This is a genomic window from Luteibacter sp. UNC138MFCol5.1 (assembly GCF_900110505.1).
In the GTDB taxonomy this organism is placed as follows: Bacteria; Pseudomonadota; Gammaproteobacteria; order Xanthomonadales; family Rhodanobacteraceae; genus Luteibacter.
On the sequence record NZ_FODZ01000007.1, the window covers coordinates 35,287 to 53,191 of the forward strand.

The window sequence follows — 17,905 nt, forward strand, 5'->3', positions numbered from 1 at the left end:
TGTATTGGAGTCGATAGTGGCTACCCACGATCATACGGCACACGCTCGCCCGCCGAATCCCCTTGGCGACACCCCACCCGGTTACCGGGCTGTCTGCGTCCGTCGCAGACACGGTTGATCGACCGGGCGTCAGCGCTTTTCTGAGGTATTTCTCGGCCGTGTGACCCGGCGCGTCCTCTTGCGTGCCGCGTTCACGGGCTGACGCCTCTCCACGTCGTCAATCAAGCTGTCCGGCGCCCGGTCACGGGCAGCCGGTGAAACCGCGAGTCCTATGGTCCGCGGCACGTCGCTGTGTGGGCGTGCCGCGTCAGGAAGCGGGTGATTCTTTCCAGGGAGGTTGCTTATGTCTTTGCCGGGTCGTTCTTCGACGCTCCGTGCCGTCTACCCACTCGACCCCGAAGCCACCACGCACGACCTGTTGAACGGTGCAGTGGAGTGGCTGGGGTATGCACGCACCCTTACCGAATTCCTTGCCGATCTGATCCACGAGTCCGACACCGTGGAGTGCGGGCGTATGGCGTTGTCGCTCGAGGCGATCGCCTCGCTCGTGCAGATCGGGGCGCATTGCACGGCGCAGGCGCATGCGCGGATGACGTGGGGGAGGGTGCAGGGCGATTGAGACACTTTTCCGAAAACTTCCATATATCGCACCCGAAGGTTGGCGTACCGTGCCGAGGACTTACGGCCGGCGCTTGTTTCGGTCGCGGTCCCTCAAGGAAAGAGTTCTTGCCGTGCAACGAGTACTGACGACATCTGCGTCCTATCCGCGCGTTCTCGGCGTCCTAGCAGGGTTGATTGCCGTGTTCGGCAACGCATCGCAGGCCGCCGCCATTGCCCGCTCTAGCGACAGCCGTAAGGGCAGCGGGCAAGAGGAAGAGGCGAGGGCCTTGTCGGCAACGTCGATCACGGGTCTCTGGGAGAGCCTTACATGCTCGCCATCAGGATCCGACGATCTTGCGACATGCGATTTCTTTTATTTGACGCTTTTGCAGGAAGGCAACGACGTATGTGGCCAGCACGACGCCGGCCTGGCTGGCGCGTCTCGTCTCGACGAAGGATATGCGGGTTCAGTGATGGGCAGCGTGAGTACTACGGGCGCGGTGGTCGGTATCCGAAGCGGCCGGTCGGGTGCTCTGCTTCGGGCTCGAATCGTTGAGCGATCCGACACCCTGGTCTGGAGCGTCGTGGGCACGATCGAGCCCGCGAGGTACCCGGACATATCGAGCATTCCTAGTGAAACAGTGCTGAGAAAGCGATCCGCTCCGTTAGCTGATGCAGACGTCGATCGATTGGAGGGTGCCTGCACGGGTGTAGCCCAAACAGAGGGGTGAACGGTAAGGGTGTGACCCTCGGCTGGATCAACCCAGTCGAGTCTCTTTCAAGGGACGCCCGCAGCGATTCGAATGCTGCTACGGCATGAGAGTTGATCATGTCATGTCTGGCAGAAACGATTTGAGCCGACAGGAGTAAGAAATGAATCTGATAAGAGCTGCCGCCGCCGCGATGATTGCGTCATCCGTAGGTGTAACCGCGCGGCTGAGTGCAGCCCCTTCGGATACGTTCGTCGAGAATACCGTTGAAGCAAACGATGGGCATCAGCCGGACGTAGTTCGCCCTGCAATCGATCATTTCAGAAGATACGACTCAGCCGGGTTTGGAGATAGACGATGCACAGTTGGAGCGTCAACCGACGAAGATGGTCTCAATCAAAGGCCCTATGTTTTCGTATCCGACGTAGCCAGCAGGAAGATCGTCTGGGGGCGATATATCCCTTTCGCGCGCGAGTTCTATGAGGGTCGAGCAACTCATTGCCTCGCACATGACGGCCATCTGTATGTTCTTTTACAGGTTGACACGGATTCGCATCAAGCAACGAATCAGACCATTGTCTCCGTTGTAAAAATGCGTGAGAGCGACGGAGAGGTCATTCGGATTGTCGAGAATCGCTTGCATGGCGTGACCGGAGCCGTGACGGAGTGGGTCAGCCACAGGGAGGGGACATTTCGTGTGGAGAACGACCATATTTTGGTCGCTGGATCGTATCGAAAGCTTGACTCCGAAGACATCAAGACGTTTTCGACGGTTGTGGGTTTCTGACTATTCATATGGAGGTTTGATTCATGGATGCAAATGAGGAGTTCATCAAGCGGATTTATCCGGCCGCGATAAAAGTCGCTCAGGAAACCGGCATGTCATGGGAGCTTCTCTTGGCTCAAGCGGCACACGAAACCGGTTGGGGAAAAAAGGTGCTCGAAGGCACTAACAATGTCTACAACATCAAGGCGAGTTCGGAGTGGAGGGGAAAGACGAAGACTTTCCGCGTCTGGGAGCGGGATGCGGTTAGCAACGAGAAGTACTGGACCGAAAGCGCCTTTCGGGTATATGACTCGGTCGAGGAATCAATCCGCGATAGAGTGAAGTTCTTGCGTGACAATCCGCGCTACGCGAAGTCGGGATTGTTCGATGAAGGCACGCTAGGCGATCTTCGGAAGGAAGCGGAGGCCCTAGAGCGTGCACGCTTTGCGACCGATGAAAATTATGCAGACAAGATCGTCGAAGTCTTCCACGGAAGAACGATGCGCAGGAGTATTGCCGCAGCGCAAGCGGGCGAGGTGGAATCAGTCAATCCATCGAGGTCGTCTCCTACCGTTCTCAAAGAGGGCGCAAGGGGCCAGCAGGTCGCGCAGTTACAAATGCAGCTAGCACGCCTTGGCTACTTGTCGGCGGAAGGCGCACACGTGGATGGTCAGTTCGGGGAGCAAACTCGGCTAGCCTTACAGGCGTTTCAAAGGAATCATGATTTGAGGACGGATGGCATCGCCGGTCCGCTAACGTTCGCCAGTGTTGCCAACGCCATTCGAATCGAGACCCGCACCATTGGGAGACCTGATGCGTCGTACCTACTAGAGGCGGAACATCGTCGATTCGTCGAGCCCTATCAATCGGTACCTTCGCGACCAGTCCCATCACTCGGAACTGCGCTCGATCGGATGCCGCGCGAAGATCAAGCGCTTCAGGTAGATGCGCTTCATGCATCGCGGTTCGACGCGCCCGATTCGGCCGCTACGATCCGGCTTCAAGAGAGCCTTAACACGCTTGGCATGACGGACCATCGCGAAGAGCCTCTATCGGTCCATGGCGTCTACGATCTCTCGACCAAGGAGGCTGTTGCACGCTTCCAGCGGCAGGAAGGTCTCCCGATCACCGGGCTGGCGGATGAGGCGATGCGGCGAACAATTGACAGTCACGCTTTCATGGTGGAGCTACGGCGGGGACATCAGACAAGCCGCTACCAGGCGGACTGGATGCACGACGGCGCCGCGACAAGGGAGAGCCAAGCGCATTCGATGGCGCGCTCCGCTTCTGTTGATCCCATCCAGCCTGTCGATGCGGTCTCGATTGAAGTGCCGACCATCCAGTGGCGCGATAAAGAAGGTCCAACCATTCAGTGGAGGCAGCCTGCGGTCGATCCGTTGGAGTCAGACCGTATGCCTGGACCGGAACGCAGTGCCGGCGTCCCGCGTTCAGGGTATGACGCGCCGCCGACCGAATCGCGAACGCCGGAACCCAAGCCGAGCCTCTCGGACCCCCGCCACCCCGAGAACCCACAGCATGGCCTCTACACCGAACTGGGGCGCCGCATACCCGAGGCCTCAGAAGACCGCCTGCTCCAGTTCACCGCCGCCTGCCACACCAGTCGGATCACCGCCGACAACCTGAGCATCTGTCACCTGGACGAGCGGAACCTGACGATGGGCTTCCTCGGAAATGGCCCTCTCTCCTTGCCCGTTACCGTCGACCTGAAGAAGGCGCCGCCGGAGCCCGAGCAGGCTATCGAGCAGATCGCTCAGTACGACCAGCAGCAGGCGCAGGTGCGCTCCGAGTACCTGGCCCAGCAACAGCAGATGAGCAGGAGCGGGCCGTCCCTGTGACGGTTCCGCCTTTGGCCGATCAGCGCCTCATCCGCTGACGGTCGACCACGCTCAGGTGTCTCGGCCGGGCGGATTCCGGCCGGGACGAGACTTTTTGCGAAGGAAAGCAACGATGTTTGATAAGAAACGAATGGCCGCCATGCTTGTTCTATTGGCGGCTGCGCTTGTGGCCGGCGAGTACGCCTCCGGTTACCTGCTCTACTGGCTCACGAACTGGAATATCGATCCGGGCTTTCTGACCTACTGGACCTATATCCGCGCGGTAGACGTGCCCGAGTTCGCACCGTTCGTCCTGAAGATGAAGCTCAGCGGAGTGATCGGGTTCGCGTTGCCGATCGTTCTCTGGCTTGGCATCAGCTTCAAGCTGTTGCAGGCGCAGCCTGAACCGACGCACGGCAATGCGCGCTTCGCCGACCTGGCCGATCTCAAGAAGGCCGGGCTGCTCAAGCCGAGCCCGGACGCGGTTCTCATCGGCAAGTACAAGGGCTACTACCTCTGGCTCAGCGGCGCGCAGCACGTCATCACGATCAGCCCGACGCGCTCGGGCAAGACGACCTCGATCGCGATTCCTGTGCTTCTGTCCTACCTAATGTCGATGATCGTCCTCGACATCAAGGGCGAGCTCCACGCCTCGACCAGCGGGTGGCGTGCGGCGCAGGGTCAGAAGATCTGGGTCTGGGCGCCGTACGACGACGCCGGCAAGACGCATCGCTTCAATCCGATGACGACGTTCGTCGGCATGGACCCGGGCAAGCGCATCGGTGAGATTCAGACGATCGCCGCGATTCTCTACCCGGATCAGCCGGGCGGCGATCCGTTCTGGATCTCGCAGAGCCGGGCCGCCTTCACCGCGTTCACGTCGTTCATGTTCGAGCGCTGGGATGAAAGGATCCGATGGCTCACCAAGAGCAACGCCGCCGCCGAGCTCATGCCCGATCCCAACGTCTGCGATCAGTTCCCGAGCTTCGAGCGGGTGCTTCGCCTTTCGAGCGGCACCGACGAGATGGAGACGAAGGAGCTCCTGACCACGATCGTCAAGGATCGCTCTTACGCGTTCGTCAGCTCGCAGACGAAAACGGTCTTCCGCAACCTGATCGGTCTGCCCGATGAGACGTTCTCGTCGGTCATCGCGAGCATGCAGGCGCCGTTGCAGCAGTTCCTCAGCCCGATCCTCGCCGCGGCCACCAACGCCACCGACTTCAAGGTCGAGGACTTCCGCAAGATCCTCAGCACCCTCTACGTCATCATCCCGACCAACAAGCTCGACGAGAGCGCGAAGCTGCTGAACATCTTCTTCAGCACGGTGATCGGCAAGAACCTCGACAAGCAGCTGGGCGAGGAGCCCGACCTGAAGTACCAGCTGCTGATGCTGATGGACGAGTTCACCGCGATGGGGCGCGTGGACGTCTGGGCCAAGCGCATCTCGATCTCGGCAAGCTACGGCGTGCGCGACCTCTGCATCATCCAGAGCCGCGCTCAGCTGAAATCGGCCTACGGCGAGAACGACGCCCAGAACTTCATCACGAACCACGGCGCCCAGATCGCGTTCGCACCCCGCGAACAAGCCGATGCGAACGAGTACAGCGAGATGCTCGGCTACAAGACGGTGCGCAAGCGCCAGCAGAGCACCAGCCGGGGCGGTGGCGGGCAGCAGGTATCGACGAGCTACGTCGAAGAGCGCCGCGCGCTGATGCTGCCGCAGGAGGTCAAGGAGATGCCGTCCGACGACGAACTGGTGTTCTACGAAGGCTGCCGTCCCATCCGGGCGAAAAAGAACTGGTTCTTCAAGGACAAGATGTTCAAGGAGCGGGCGGCTGTGCCGCCTGTCGAGGTGAGTGCGGCTCAGCGGAGTGCGGCGATCATCGCGATGCCTGCGCCACTGGAGATGCCGACGGACGCTGCCAAGGCGGCCCTTTCTCGGGCGGCGAAGGCAGCCTGATACCGAGCCATCGAGTAGGAGTGGTGCATGAAGAGGCAGGTTGCGATGTTTGCTGTTGCTCTGGCGGTTACGTGTTCTTCGGTCGCTGGGAACGCTCGGGCCGATCCGAGAGAGAAGTCACCAAAGCTTGGGCCCCAGTATCGAAAAGCAGAAACCGTTATGGAGTTTCGACGAATGCTGCTCGCCGATGGATGGATACCGGAAGAAAATCCGGATTGCCTTGAAGCGGTCATCGGCGGTGACTACGAGGAGACGTGTCGTGACGATCCAGAGGGACGTCTATGCCGCGTCTGTACGCTGGTGCCGGAGATTGCCGTAAGTACCGGGAGCGGACATACGATTCTCGCGTACACCAAGGAAGGGACAAGACTCTACGTAGAGCTATATGGTGCGATCGGCGACATCGACAAGCCACCGCCCAACGATCTGGGGATCATGGATTGGAGGTTTCACTGATTCTTCAATGACAATAGGTTCCGTAAGAGGGGGGCCAACGCCATCTAAGGGCCTGGATCACCATGAGGATGAATCGATGAAATGGAGTCTCGTGTTCTGCCTGTGGGTGGTGTCCAGTGCGGCCGGCGCCGTCATCACCCGGGCCGATGTGGACGATGCGCGGTATCGGGTCGACCCGGGAGTGGTGCCTGCGCTGGCGGACTTGCCGAGTGAGGGGCACGGCGTGCTCATCGCCCCCCGGTGGGTGCTGACCGCCGCGCATGCCGCGCCCATGATGATGGAAGGCATGGAAACCGATGTGTCGATCGGCGGGGTCGCGCGTCGGGTGTCTCGGGTGGTCGTCCACCCGGGCTATCGAAAGGTGCCGGAAGCGCTCATCAAGGAGGTCCTGGCGTCGGGCGACTTCGCCAGGCTGTATGCCTCTCTTGGCTCGTCGGACGACATCGCGCTGATCGAGTTGGCGTCGCCCGTCAGCGGTGTCGCGCCCATGCCCCTCTATCGCGGGGATCAGGAAGCCGGGAAGACGGCGGAGCTCTTCGGGAAGGGCGCCACGGGCCATGGCGATCATGGCCAGGATCCCGCGAGTGCGCATCGCACCGTCCTTCGCCATGCTTTCAACGTGATCGAGGGTGCGGACGCGCGCTATGTCTGGTACCGCTTCGACGCACCGCCGGCCGGCCTGCCGCTCGAAGGCATCACGGGTGGTGGCGACAGTGGAGGCCCTTTGGTCATCGGCACGGCCGCATCGGCGCAGCTCGTCGGCCTTGGTTCGTGGAGTCGCTACCCGAAGGATCACCCGTTCTGGAAGGGCTGGACGCCGGATCGCCCGTTCGTCGGAGGCCTCTATGGTGTGGTGGTGTATGCCGTTCGCGTCTCGCGCTACGCCCCGTGGATCGATAGCGTGATGGCTGCGCCCGAGGAAGCACATGTGGAGACGCCAAAGTGATCACGCTTTCCGACCCGAACGATTCGTCGACCCAGCCAACCCCGGCACCCGGCTTCGCGGTGATCTACCGGTGGCGCATCCACGCCGACCGCGAAGTGGACTTCGTGGCCGCATGGTCGAGGATCACCGGCCTGTTGAAATCCGAGCGCGGATCGCTCGGTGCACGCCTCCACCGCGGGCAGGATGGCATCTGGTACAGCTACGCCCAGTGGTCGACGGAAGCGGCGCGGGCCGATGCGTTCTCGCTCGGCCCTGTGGACGAAGCGGCACAGGCGGTGATGAAGGCTGCCATCGCGGAGACGTTCCCCGAGATCCTGCTCGAACCTGTGGTCGATCTGTTCGCTGCGGGATAGCTGTGGTCTGCGACCGGGGTCGAATCGCCCGAATCACCGACAAGTGTCTTCAGTCACCGTCGGTAGCCGCGAAAGCCCGTGCTATATCGAACCTTCACTTCCGGAGGTCGCAATGAACAGACTCGCATCCGTTGCCATCCTCATCGCTTTGGCGTGCGGCGCATGGTCCGCACGCGCCCACGCCGACGAAACCCTCGACGGTCGATTCGACATCGGCGGTCGCTCCATCAAGCTGAAGTGCGAGGGCAGCGGCGCGCCGGTCGTGGTGGTGGATGCGGGGCTGGGTACCGCACCCGCGGAAGATCCGGGTTGGCTTGGCATCGCGGCCAAGGTGGCGCCGGTCACGCGCGTGTGCCTGTACGATCGTGCCGGCGTCGGCGGCAGCGATCCGGCGAAGACACGTCCGCGCACCAGCAAGGATGCCGCGGAGGATCTGCACGCCGCCCTGAAAGCGGCGCACGTGCCGGGCCCGTATCTTCTGGTCGGGCATTCCATCGGCGGGCTGCACGCGCAGGTATTCGCCAGCATGTATCCGAACGACACCGCTGGCCTCGTCCTTGTCTCGTCGACGCATCCGGATCAATCGAGCACGTGGCTGTCGGTCCTCGGGCCCGCGAAACCTGGCGAAGAAAAAGCGGTGACCGAGGCACGCACGTTCATCAGCACGGTGCAGACCGATCCGGCGAAGAACGAGGAAGGCCTCGACATCACGCCAAGCCTCGCGCAAGCGAAGCAGCTGCACTCGCTTGGCGCGAAGCCCGTCATCGTCGCGACGCACAGTCCGCGCTTCCGCATGGTGCCGGGCCTCTCGGAGCCGATGTCGATCAAACTCGAAGACGCCACGCAACGCCTGCAGAAGCAATTCCTCACGCTATCGAGCAACGCGCACCAGAACATCGCGGCGACAGCCGGCCATGGGCTGCCGCATGAGGATCCCGCGTTCGTGGTGGCGAACATCCTGCAGGGGGTGAAGGCGGTACGGGCTCAATCGCCCTGATAAACCGCCTCGACGTTCACGCCATCGGGGTCGAGCACGAACGCCGCGTAATAGCGCGAGTGGTAGTGATCCCGGATCCCGGGCGGGCCGTTGTCCCGGCCACCTGCGGCGAGCGCCGCTTCGTAGAACTGCCTGACCTCGGCGCGACTGGCCGCCTCGAAGGCCACGTGCATCACCTTGCCCGGCGCGGCGTGGTCGTGCAGCCACAGGCTCGGGTACTCGTTCGCGCCGAAGCCGAGCCGCGTGCCGCCGTTGCGCGTCTCATTCGGGCCGATGGTGACGAGGAGAGTCACGCCGAGCGGTGCGAGCGCGCGCTCGTAGAACGCCCGGGCCTTCTCTATGTTCTCGACGGCGAATTCGATGTGGTCGATAAGCGGCATGCGTGGCTCCGGCGCGTGGCTGATGGGGCAATGTCGGATAGTTTTGGCTGTAGATCAACGGGTGGAGGGTGATGAGCCCTTGTTGGCTGCGGCGGAGCGGATCGTGTCGCTTCGTCGTTCGCGCGCGAGCGCGCTCCCACCTGCGGGGTGGGGCGTGGTGTGATCGTGCGGCGCAGCAGGGGCGGGGTCGGAATCGCTGTAGTCTCGCCGGGTGGACCACTGCGCCGAGAGGATTGTCACCATGCTCACCGTCTATGGGTTCTCGAGGGTGAATGCGTTCGCACACGGTCTGACGCGCGACCTTCGGGTGCTGTGGGCGCTGGAGGAAATGGGGCTTCCGTTCGAGATCGCCGGGCTGGATCACACGGCGCATGAGCTCAACACCGAGGCCTATCGGCACTACAGCCCTTTCGAGCAGATTCCGTCGATCGACGACGATGGTCTCGCGGTGTCGGAGTCCGGCGCCATCCTGGTGTATCTCGCCCGCAAGTCGGGGCGGCTGATACCCGCGGACCGCGCGGCGGAAGCGCAGGTGCTCCGCTGGTGTTTCGCGGCGATCAATACCGTGGAGCCGCCGATACTCGCGCTGCTGGTGCACGACTGGACGGCCGAGGGCGGTTGCGAGAAACCGCGCGGTTTCCTGGTCGACTGGGTGAAGCGCGTGCTGTCGAACCTGGAGCGCTGGCTCGAGGGGCGCGAGTTCGTCGCCACGGATGCATTCACCATTGCCGACATTCTGGTGTCGCACGTGCTCGTGCAGGTGAAGGACGAGCAGTTGCTGGCCGCCTATCCGGGAGTGTGGGCGTATAGAGATCGCTCGTTCGCGCGGCCTGCGTGGAAACGGGCATACGAGGCCTATTGCTCGCGCGTCGAAGCCGCCTGATCGTAGACCTTGGGGAGAGACGATGACCATCACGATCACCGCGTTCGAACGCTCGCCCGACGGCGGCAAGGGCCTGGCGCGCGACACCCGCGTGCGCTGGGCGCTGGAAGAGGTGGGGCAGCCCTACGAAGTGCGCCTCGTGCCGCATCCGCAGATGAAGCAGCCGGACCACATGGGCCTGCATCCCTTCGGCCAGATTCCCACCTACGAGGAAGACGGTCTCGTGCTGTTCGAAACGGGATCGATCGTGTTCCACCTGGCGGAGCGATATGGCCACCTCTTGCCGACCGACGCCAACGCCCGGGCACGTGCGATCACGTGGATGTTCGCGGCGCTCAACTCCGTGGAACCGCCGATCCTCGACATCTTCATCGCGAAGATCCTCGAAGGCGACAAGCCATGGGCGACCGAGCGCGCGCCGATCGTGATGGAGCGCGTGCGTCAGCGACTGAAGCTGCTTTCGGATCGACTGGGCGATGCCGAGTGGCTGGACGGCGAGTTCAGCGCGGGCGACCTGCTGATGGTCTCGGTGCTGATGCGCGCGCGTCCGTCGGGAGCGCTCGCGGAGTTTCCGCGGTTGGTGGCGTACGTCGAACGCGGCGAGGCGCGGCCGGCATACCAGCGAGCATTCGCGGCACAGCTGGCGGTCAACACCGCCTGACCCTTCACCCATTGGCGCCGTATGGCGACGACGGCCAGATCGCCCGGCTATCGCCTACCGCTGTGGGAGCGGACCTGGCCGCGACAGCCTTTTGCCGCTGGGCAACAGGACCTGTCGCTCTTTCGCGAAAAGCTGTCGCGGCCAGGGCCGCTCCCACAGTGAGAGGTTGTCGCGAGTAGCCACGCCGCACGGACCTGTTAAAGGTTGGCGTGCCGCTGCCGATACGGGTGCCGCCAGCGGTCCGCCTGCTGGCGCTCACTCAATCAGGGGAATCTTGTTATGGAAAACATCGAGCGTATCGATGAGGCCGTGCCTGCTACCGCTTTCAGTCTGTCCTGGGTCGCGTACGTGCGACCGACGGTGTTCTTCCTGATCGCCCTTGGCTTCGCCGGGCTGTTCAAGGGTGCCATCCACCTACTCCTCTCGCTCCTGGCCGCGGCCTGGTTCGTGTACCTTATTCTCGACGCGCGCGCGGTTCGCTTGTTCGTGAACAATGATGGCATCTGGGTTCGTAGCGGCATTCTTCCCTGGAACAAGGGCGTGAGCGGCCTGCTCTGGCGCGATCTGGATTCGGCGTCGTACTACACAGGCTTCATCAGCTGGGCCGCGAAGTCGTACAAGGTGCGGATCGGCCACCGTTTCACGAAGAGCAGCGAGATATTCCTCCAGCACGTGCGGGACGGGAATCGCGCTGTGGAAGTGATCAACGGCATGCATCGCGAGATGGTTGCGGACGCTCGCGTATAAGCGGACGAGGCGGCGACGACGATGGATCGCACGGTGGTATGGGGGAGGGCGCTCCTTCTCCGGCTCCCTCACCTGACCGTGGCAACGGCGCTTGCCTATGGCATGGGTGTCGAATTTCGCATCCGTTACTGGCGTGCGATGGGCTTGCCGCTTATGGCATCGGATCGCCCATTTGCTGAAACGGTTCGCGAAGGCTTTCTGGGGTTCAGCGTCTGGTTCTCCCGCATGCTGACCGTGCGAAACGTGACCGTAGCGATTCTTGGGGCTGCCGCCGTCTATGCGCTGGCTCGTTTCGCATGGGGAGCCTTTGACCGGCGGCTCACCGAGCTGGTCGCCGAGCGGAGGAGGAATCGCCTGATTCTGGGCGAGGACGATCGGCCCATTCGGCCGATTCTTCGCCATCTGGATGCGTTAATTACCCATGCAGACGCCGTTGTCGTGCCTCTGTCATCCGCCGTGATCGTCGTCGGCCTGTTGTTCCTGTCGGTGTTGGTTCCCTGGACCGCGGTAGGCGATATTGGGGCCGAGCAGGGGGTGTCATCGCTGAGGGCGTACGAGAAACGCTCGCATGAGCTTCGGGATGGCCTGGTCGACATCGCTGCCGTGAGCGTTCGTACGCTTCCTGGTGATGTGACTGTGTCGGCTATTCCCATTGAGTGCCAAGGCGACCGATGCGCAGCGATGATCGAAGCTGGACCGATTTCACTGCCGAAGGATCGATTCCTCGAAGAGTCAGTCGTAAAAGCGGTCTGGGGTCCGGACTGCCTTTCCGAGGCCGGGCTTCGTCGGCGGGCGGCGCACGATGGGGTGTCGACGAGTCTTTAGCGTCGACGCTTCGTCATTTCGAAGAAACGGGGTTGTAGGAGCGGACCTGGCCGCGACCGCTCCTCGCGAGGAGCAACAGGCCCTGCTGCCCAGCGGCGAAAGGCTGTCGCGGCCAGGTCCGCTCCCACGACGGCTCGCTTTACGAGCGGGCCGCCTGCGACCACTCCACCGCGTCCGCGCCGGCGGGAATGCGCATCGGGGCCGATGCGTCGGTGGCGGCGCGCCAGACGGCTTCAGCGACGTCGCTCGAATGCGTGACCGGGCCGTCGGCTGTCATGCCGCTGAAGACCTGCTGCATGAAGTCGGCATAGGCGGGCGACGGGGGCTGCATGCGGGCGCGGGCGTTTTCGCCGAAGCGCGTGTCCGGGGCGCGGCCGGGGAGCACGAGATGCGCGCGCACGTTGAAGGGTGCGAGCTCGAGCGCAAGCGATTCGGTGAAGGCGTTCACGGCCGCCTTGCTCGCCGAGTAAACCGACAGCAGCGGCAGCGGACGGTACGTGACGCTCGACGTGACGTTGATGACGACGCCGTTCTTGCGCTCGCGCAGGTGCGGCAGCACGGCCTGCGTCATGGCGATCGTGCCGAGAGTGTTGGTTTCGAAGACGTCGCGGACGGTATCCATCGTCATGCCTTCCAGCGCGCTGAGTACGCCGATGCCCGCATTGTTGACGAGGACGTCGACCGGGCCCGCTTCGTCGATCGCGCGACGGATGCTCGCCGCGTCGGTCACGTCGAGCGCGAGGACGCGCATGCGGTCGGACGCCGGGAAGAGGTCGGCGCGCGGCGTGCGCATGGTGGCGACCACGTTCCAGCCCTTCTCGTGGAAATGGCGAGCGATATCGAGGCCGAAGCCGGACGAGCATCCGGTGATGAGGACGGTCTGCATGGTGACTCCTGGGGTGAGGGTGCCTGCCGGCCACGATAGGCGCCCGGCCCCGGACTCGCTACACTCTCAAGTCCGAATTTCGTTTGCGAGAGTCCGGCCATGATCGACCCCCTGGCGGAAGTGGTCACCCTGCTGCAGCCCAGCCTGCGGCGGTCGAAGCTCGTCTCGGCGGCCGGGTCGTGGGGCGTCCGCCAGGCGGAGCAGGGCAATCCGGTGTATTGCCTGATCCTCGAAGGATCTTGCCGCCTGACCCTTGGCGACGACGAGCCGATGGCGCTGCAGGCGGACGATTTCGTGTTGATCCCGGCATGGCGCGACATGCTGCTGTCCGGCAACGAGCCGCCAAGGCCGGAGGACATCGACAGGCATCCCGTGGAACTCCCCAATGGCGAGCACCGTCAGGGCACGCCGGAGGGCCCGCACGAGGTTCGCTTCCTCGCGGGCCTGTGCGAGTTCGGGTCGCCGGACGCGGCGCTGCTCGTGTCGCTGCTGCCGCGGGTCGTTCTGGTCCGCGACGAGCCGCGGCTCTCGACGCTGGTACAGCTGGCCAGCGACGAGGCGCGCGCGCAGCGTCCGGCGCGTGAGGTGGTGCTGGCGCGTCTGCTGGAAGTGCTATTCATCGAAGCGCTTCGTTCGACCGCGGGAACCGACGCATCGCCTGGTCTGCTGCGCGGTCTAGCAGATGCGCGTCTCGGCATCGCCATCCGCCATATGCACGAGAATCCCACGCGCGCGTGGACCGTCGTGCAGCTCGCGAAAGAAGCGGCCCTGTCGCGCTCGTCATTTTTCGAGCGCTTCAGTCGGGAGGTAGGTGTTGCGCCGATGGAGTACTTGCTGGCCTGGCGCATGGGGCTGGCGAAGCAACTTCTGCGGCGCGGGGGCGGAACGGTGGCGGAAGTGGCCGAGCGCGTGGGTTACAGCTCGGCCAGCACGTTCAGCGTGGCGTTCGCGCGGCATGTGGGAATGCCGCCGATGCGCTTCGCGCGAGTGTCGGGTGGGGTCTGATCGAACGGCGGTTACATGCCCGCGGCGTCAAGCATCGCATTGCCCGTCTTGCCGGGTACGCCGCCCGCCTTGTAGGCACTAACCATCTTCCCGGCCTTGTCGAATTCGATCACGGTCGATTCGTGCACGCTCGGTCCGCCGGGAAACACCGAAAGACGCGTGTAGTAGTAAGTCCACACCTCCTTGCCCTTGAACTCCTTCTTCTCGGGCGGATGTCCGATGGCTGCGATCACGTCATCGGTCGTGGTAACGCCTTTCTTGAAGTTCGCGAGTTTGTCCTGCGTTACCTCGATACCGGTCTTGTGGTCCAGAGGGGTCGCGCACCCCATGAGTGCAACAGCGACCATCGCGGCGGCGAACAGAACGGAACATTTATTCATCGTGGCTCCATAGTTGTTTAGGGATATCCATAAGGCTGCACAGCCGCTCGAGGTTCGTCGCGAATCCAGCGCGGCGACGAATGCTCGCACTCGTCGCCGCTCGACAACAATCGGATGACAAGCGAATCGCGCAAATATCCGGAATTTTCAGAAAAGTTCTATGTCGATGCGCATTTTGTTTGAGAAGTAAAGAGGCATGTCCCACGAAATGCGCGCATTTTCTGGCTTGCGTCGCTGCTGACATCCGCAGTGGCCGAGCTTGTCTCTTGCCGCCTCACAGCACGTCTCCGGCGATCAGGGATCAGCCATGTCGCGCGCGGGCCGTTCGGGCGGACTAGGGCTCGGCCACTACGTCCAGTGGGGCGTTCTCACGCATGTGGGGTGAGGAGCGCCCGCGGTGTACGGGAAGGGCGCCACGGCGTCGGTGGCCGCTTGATGTCTGCGAGAATCTATTCATCGAGTGATCCCGAGAAAGCGTAAGCCCTTGGCATTCAGGGAATTTCACGCGGGGAATCTATTCAAGAATCTATTCACTTCGCGACATCCCATGCTGTTGGAGCGCACCTGGGCGCGACGTCTTCTGAGGCCGTGAGCGGCAGGTCCTGTTGCTCTTCGCGAGGAGCTGTCGCGCCCAGGTGCGCTCCCACAAGCCAAGCTGCGGGCGACGGGTGCGACTTGGCGAAGCGCTGTTGGAGCGCACCTGGGCGCGACATCTTTTGAGGCCGTGAGTGGCAGGTCCTGTTGCTCTTCGCGAGGAGCTGTCGCGCCCGGGTGCGCTCCCACAAGCCAAGCTCCGAGTGGCGGTTGCGAGGGGGCGAGCCGCCGTTGGAGCGCACCTGGGCGCGACATCTTCTGAGGCCGTGAGCGGCAGGTCCTGTTGCTCTTCGCGAGGAGCTGTCGCGCCCAGGTGCGCTCCCACAAGCCAAGCTGCGGGCGATGGGTGCGATGTGGCGCTGTTGGAGCGCACCTGGGCGCGACATCTTTTGAGGCCGTGAGTGGCAGGTGCTGATGCTCTTCGCGAGGAGCCAAGCCGCGTTACGGAACCGATGGCGTCGTTTTTTCCAGGATGCGCATCGACTCGGCGTTGGCCGCTTCCCATGCGGCGATTTCCGCTTTCGTGGTCGGGAGGTGGGCTGGCATCGCCGCGTGACCGTTCATCGTGCTCGCGGGCGACGACTCCACCGGCGTGCTCGGCGCGGTGGCCACGTGGCGTGCCGTGAGGGCCTGTGCCGCCAGCACGCGCATGGCGCCCTGGGTCGCGCGTACGGCGTCGGTGCGCGCCTTGAGGACCGTCATCGCGTAGTACTGCCACAGCACGGCCAGGGAAACGGCCATGGTCAGGAAGGCGGCTGCGACGGCGACGATGGGGGCGCGGCTACGCCTGCCGCGCTTCGATGGTTGTCGCGAAGCGCTCCACGACGGCATGGCGTCGAACGAGGCGAACGGAACCGCGGGCTCCTCGATCGGCCCGAGCATCGCGCGCACGGCCTTGCCGTCGATCAGACGGATGTGCCGGAATTTCGCGGCGGCCTCGATCGCGGCATTGGTGAATTCGCCGGAGGTGATGACGATGGCACCAGTCGCGGCCGCCGTGTGCATCACGCCGATGAGCTGGTGCACGTCGTTGTGCGGCACCTTCCAGCAGTTCCAGTGCTTGCACTGCACGACGATCGTTTCGAGGCCCTGGCGCAGGATCAGGTCGATGCCGCCATCGGTGCGGCGCGGGCCGCCGCCGGTGCCGACGTGGTCCACCTCGAATCCCTGCGCGCGGTAGTAGTCTGCGATCAGGTGCTCGAACGCGTCCCACGAGACGCGGGTGAGCGCGTCGTCGTAACGGAAGCTCACGGGCTTGAAGCCCGTGCTCATCGGATGGTGCTCTGGTGCGGCATGCGATTCCCCTGTTCGCACGACGGCACCGCCCCCCGGCTGGCCGCGTGGAATCGGCCGACTATACCCAATTCTCGGGTGCGTTCCTGTAGGCGAAGGACTACAACATTTCCGGGTCGGGAGCGTTCGGCGCGTGTCTCCTAGAATGGTCGGAGTGCACCCGCTCACCGAGGAGACGTTTCGTGAGGATCACTGCCACCCTACTGTCGCTCGCCTTCGCGGCCGGCACCTGTCATGCCGCCGGATTCGATTGCGGCAAGGCGTCCACCGCCGTGGAGAAGGCCATCTGCGCGTCACCGGCGATCTCCGCGCTGGATGGCGATCTCGGCGAGGCCTTCCGGGCGGCGTTGAAGAACCACCCGGACAAGGCCGACGCGCTGAAGCTCGACCAGCGCCACTGGCTGGCTGAGCGTGACGCGTCGGTGGCCGCTTACCTAAGCGATCACCCGGGAAAAGCACTCGCGGCCGACGTGGCGCGGTACCCCGCGCGCATCGCCTTCCTGCGCGGCCTGGATGCGAAGGCGCCGAAGCCGCTCGATGTCGTGCAGGCGTCGCTGCCACGGTTGCCGAAGGGGTCGGACGATGTGCTGGCGGATCTCGCGAAGGCGGGGGCGTCCGTCGCCGTGGCCGCGGAGGTGTCGCTCGACGATGCGAAGGCGTTTCCGTTCGAGCCCGATGCGGCCGTGAAGAAGGCGCTCGCGGAACTCGACGCGTCGTCGGGCTACCGCAAGCTCGACGGCATGCCGGTCAGCTCGGTGTTTTCCGTCGGGGGCACGGCGTCATGCTGGACCGAAGTGCCGTTCCGGATCGACGGCCGCAAGGCGATCGCGGTCGACGCGCCGGGCGCATGGGCGTCGGACTGCATGTCCCGCCATGGCATGGCGCGCGTCGGCAGCGACGTCATCGCGACCGTGCTGTCGAATCCGTCGCCCGACGAGATGAACCTCGGCATCAGTCGCTGGGAAGGGACGCGCTTCGGGCCCGATGCGCAGCTGACGATGCGCTTCGATCACGCGTTGGTTTCCGGTGGCAGCGCGTGTGCGCCGAAACAGTCGCCCTGCGAGGATTTCGCCGCCGTCGCGATGGCGGCGGCTGCGCGCTACGAGCGCAGCCCGGTGCAGGGCACGCTGGATCGCCCGCTGAAGGGCGCCGCGAAGGCATCGTACGACGCGCTGCTCGCGGCGGCGCGGGCGCCGGGTGGTCTCGCGCCGAAGGGCGAGTCGGCCACGTTCCGGGACCTGCCGGATTTCGGCGGCGCGGTCGGCGAAGGGATGATGACCGGCTACGGCGATGAGGCCACGTTCTTTCCGATCGACTTCCGTGGAGAGACGTTGCTGGGGTACATCGGGCATGGCCACGTGGGCTGGCGCGTCAACGACGATTGGATGCTGTCCGCGTGGCGGCTGAAGGCGGGCACGCTGGAGCCCGTGGCGTCGATGTACGTGAAGGTGGAGCGCGGCGCGCTGTTGCTGTCGGCGGTGGTGCCGGCGCCGGAGGCTGAGTCGCGCTAGTACGTTTCGCTGTCGCTAGCCCCGATCGCGCCCAGGTGCGCTCCAACAGGCTTCTAGGTCCGGGTGGGAGCGGCCTTGGCCGCGAAGGGTGCTTGCCGCGAGCACCCCTTCGCGCCC

18 protein-coding genes are annotated in these 17,905 nt (G+C 63.9%); 14 read left to right on the plus strand and 4 right to left on the minus strand.

Annotated elements, in window-relative coordinates; all coding sequences use genetic code 11:
- The first annotated feature begins 343 nt into the window (after window positions 1-343).
- The 8 genes from BMY69_RS17100 (at window position 344) to BMY69_RS17135 (ending at window position 8,623) form a co-directional block, all read left to right on the plus strand.
- Window positions 344-619, plus strand: coding sequence for a hypothetical protein (locus BMY69_RS17100; protein WP_090180539.1), 276 nt, complete (start codon window positions 344-346; stop codon window positions 617-619).
- 854 nt (window positions 620-1,473) lie between these two features.
- The gene (locus tag BMY69_RS19430) at window positions 1,474-2,097 is read left to right on the plus strand and encodes a hypothetical protein (protein ID WP_143070504.1); all 624 of its coding nucleotides are present in this window, start codon (window positions 1,474-1,476) and stop codon (window positions 2,095-2,097) included.
- A 23-nt stretch (window positions 2,098-2,120) separates the two neighbouring features.
- The gene (locus BMY69_RS17110; protein ID WP_090180544.1) at window positions 2,121-3,932 is read left to right on the plus strand and encodes a peptidoglycan-binding protein; all 1,812 of its coding nucleotides are present in this window, start codon (window positions 2,121-2,123) and stop codon (window positions 3,930-3,932) included.
- Window positions 3,933-4,071: 139 nt separating this feature from the next.
- Complete coding sequence (locus BMY69_RS17115; protein ID WP_255364596.1) at window positions 4,072-5,871, plus strand: type IV secretory system conjugative DNA transfer family protein; 1,800 nt, start codon at window positions 4,072-4,074, stop codon at window positions 5,869-5,871.
- 27 nt (window positions 5,872-5,898) lie between these two features.
- A complete protein-coding gene (locus BMY69_RS17120) occupies window positions 5,899-6,327 on the plus strand; it encodes a hypothetical protein (RefSeq protein WP_143070505.1) in 429 nt (142 codons plus the stop codon).
- Window positions 6,328-6,403: 76 nt separating this feature from the next.
- Entirely contained in the window at window positions 6,404-7,273 is an 870-nt protein-coding gene (locus tag BMY69_RS17125) for a trypsin-like serine protease (protein WP_090180551.1), read from the plus strand.
- The gene (locus tag BMY69_RS17130; protein WP_255364597.1) at window positions 7,270-7,626 is read left to right on the plus strand and encodes an antibiotic biosynthesis monooxygenase family protein; all 357 of its coding nucleotides are present in this window, start codon (window positions 7,270-7,272) and stop codon (window positions 7,624-7,626) included. The genes BMY69_RS17125 and BMY69_RS17130 overlap by 4 nt, the downstream gene beginning before the upstream one ends.
- Window positions 7,627-7,738: 112 nt before the next feature.
- Window positions 7,739-8,623, plus strand: coding sequence for an alpha/beta fold hydrolase (locus tag BMY69_RS17135; RefSeq protein WP_090180554.1), 885 nt, complete (start codon window positions 7,739-7,741; stop codon window positions 8,621-8,623).
- Here the strand turns inward: BMY69_RS17135 and BMY69_RS17140 are convergent.
- Complete coding sequence (locus BMY69_RS17140) at window positions 8,611-9,003, minus strand: VOC family protein (protein ID WP_090180557.1); 393 nt, start codon at window positions 9,001-9,003, stop codon at window positions 8,611-8,613. The genes BMY69_RS17135 and BMY69_RS17140 overlap by 13 nt on opposite strands.
- A gap of 241 nt (window positions 9,004-9,244) precedes the next feature.
- Between BMY69_RS17140 and BMY69_RS17145 the strand changes: the two genes are divergently transcribed.
- The 4 genes from BMY69_RS17145 (at window position 9,245) to BMY69_RS17160 (ending at window position 12,119) form a co-directional block, all read left to right on the plus strand.
- Entirely contained in the window at window positions 9,245-9,886 is a 642-nt protein-coding gene (locus tag BMY69_RS17145; protein ID WP_090180560.1) for a glutathione S-transferase family protein, read from the plus strand.
- 22 nt (window positions 9,887-9,908) lie between these two features.
- Complete coding sequence (locus BMY69_RS17150; RefSeq protein ID WP_090180562.1) at window positions 9,909-10,547, plus strand: glutathione S-transferase family protein; 639 nt, start codon at window positions 9,909-9,911, stop codon at window positions 10,545-10,547.
- A 279-nt stretch (window positions 10,548-10,826) separates the two neighbouring features.
- Window positions 10,827-11,294 (plus strand): hypothetical protein, encoded by a 468-nt coding sequence (locus BMY69_RS17155; protein ID WP_090180565.1) that lies wholly within the window; start codon window positions 10,827-10,829, stop codon window positions 11,292-11,294.
- Between the two features lie 21 nt (window positions 11,295-11,315).
- Window positions 11,316-12,119, plus strand: a complete 804-nt coding sequence (locus tag BMY69_RS17160) for a hypothetical protein (protein WP_090180568.1) — start codon at window positions 11,316-11,318, stop codon at window positions 12,117-12,119.
- A gap of 139 nt (window positions 12,120-12,258) precedes the next feature.
- On the opposite strand, the gene BMY69_RS17165 is transcribed toward BMY69_RS17160, so the two are convergent.
- Entirely contained in the window at window positions 12,259-13,005 is a 747-nt protein-coding gene (locus BMY69_RS17165) for an SDR family oxidoreductase (protein ID WP_090180571.1), read from the minus strand.
- 99 nt (window positions 13,006-13,104) lie between these two features.
- Here BMY69_RS17165 and BMY69_RS17170 point away from each other — a divergent pair, with 99 nt between their 5' ends.
- Window positions 13,105-14,010, plus strand: a complete 906-nt coding sequence (locus tag BMY69_RS17170; protein WP_090180574.1) for an AraC family transcriptional regulator — start codon at window positions 13,105-13,107, stop codon at window positions 14,008-14,010.
- 11 nt (window positions 14,011-14,021) lie between these two features.
- Here BMY69_RS17170 and BMY69_RS17175 read toward each other — a convergent pair whose 3' ends face one another.
- Both BMY69_RS17175 and BMY69_RS17180 read right to left on the minus strand, forming a co-directional pair.
- Window positions 14,022-14,390, minus strand: coding sequence for a hypothetical protein (locus tag BMY69_RS17175; RefSeq protein WP_090180577.1), 369 nt, complete (start codon window positions 14,388-14,390; stop codon window positions 14,022-14,024).
- Between the two features lie 1,035 nt (window positions 14,391-15,425).
- Window positions 15,426-16,256: a restriction endonuclease gene (locus BMY69_RS17180; protein ID WP_090180580.1), complete on the minus strand. Its 831-nt coding sequence runs from the start codon at window positions 16,254-16,256 to the stop codon at window positions 15,426-15,428.
- Window positions 16,257-16,459: 203 nt separating this feature from the next.
- On the opposite strand from BMY69_RS17180, the gene BMY69_RS17185 reads away from it, so the two are divergent.
- On the plus strand, window positions 16,460-17,788 hold the full coding sequence (locus tag BMY69_RS17185; protein WP_090180583.1) for a lysozyme inhibitor LprI family protein: 1,329 nt from the start codon (window positions 16,460-16,462) through the stop codon (window positions 17,786-17,788).
- The last annotated feature ends 117 nt before the right edge of the window (window positions 17,789-17,905 follow it).

What these genes read in the sequence shown, in the direction of transcription:
- BMY69_RS17175 (WP_090180577.1), bottom strand. Translation starts at nt 14,390, where the DNA reads ATGAATAAATGTTCCGTTCTGTTCGCCGCCGCGATGGTCGCTGTTGCA.
- BMY69_RS17170 (WP_090180574.1), top strand. Translation starts at nt 13,105, where the DNA reads ATGATCGACCCCCTGGCGGAAGTGGTCACCCTGCTGCAGCCCAGCCTG.
- BMY69_RS19430 (WP_143070504.1), top strand. Translation starts at nt 1,474, where the DNA reads ATGAATCTGATAAGAGCTGCCGCCGCCGCGATGATTGCGTCATCCGTA.
- BMY69_RS17125 (WP_090180551.1), top strand. Translation starts at nt 6,404, where the DNA reads ATGAAATGGAGTCTCGTGTTCTGCCTGTGGGTGGTGTCCAGTGCGGCC.
- BMY69_RS17155 (WP_090180565.1), top strand. Translation starts at nt 10,827, where the DNA reads ATGGAAAACATCGAGCGTATCGATGAGGCCGTGCCTGCTACCGCTTTC.
- BMY69_RS17110 (WP_090180544.1), top strand. Translation starts at nt 2,121, where the DNA reads ATGGATGCAAATGAGGAGTTCATCAAGCGGATTTATCCGGCCGCGATA.
- BMY69_RS17115 (WP_255364596.1), top strand. Translation starts at nt 4,072, where the DNA reads ATGCTTGTTCTATTGGCGGCTGCGCTTGTGGCCGGCGAGTACGCCTCC.
- BMY69_RS17135 (WP_090180554.1), top strand. Translation starts at nt 7,739, where the DNA reads ATGAACAGACTCGCATCCGTTGCCATCCTCATCGCTTTGGCGTGCGGC.
- BMY69_RS17165 (WP_090180571.1), bottom strand. Translation starts at nt 13,005, where the DNA reads ATGCAGACCGTCCTCATCACCGGATGCTCGTCCGGCTTCGGCCTCGAT.
- BMY69_RS17140 (WP_090180557.1), bottom strand. Translation starts at nt 9,003, where the DNA reads ATGCCGCTTATCGACCACATCGAATTCGCCGTCGAGAACATAGAGAAG.
- BMY69_RS17160 (WP_090180568.1), top strand. Translation starts at nt 11,316, where the DNA reads ATGGATCGCACGGTGGTATGGGGGAGGGCGCTCCTTCTCCGGCTCCCT.
- BMY69_RS17145 (WP_090180560.1), top strand. Translation starts at nt 9,245, where the DNA reads ATGCTCACCGTCTATGGGTTCTCGAGGGTGAATGCGTTCGCACACGGT.
- BMY69_RS17150 (WP_090180562.1), top strand. Translation starts at nt 9,909, where the DNA reads ATGACCATCACGATCACCGCGTTCGAACGCTCGCCCGACGGCGGCAAG.
- BMY69_RS17120 (WP_143070505.1), top strand. Translation starts at nt 5,899, where the DNA reads ATGAAGAGGCAGGTTGCGATGTTTGCTGTTGCTCTGGCGGTTACGTGT.
- BMY69_RS17180 (WP_090180580.1), bottom strand. Translation starts at nt 16,256, where the DNA reads ATGAGCACGGGCTTCAAGCCCGTGAGCTTCCGTTACGACGACGCGCTC.
- BMY69_RS17100 (WP_090180539.1), top strand. Translation starts at nt 344, where the DNA reads ATGTCTTTGCCGGGTCGTTCTTCGACGCTCCGTGCCGTCTACCCACTC.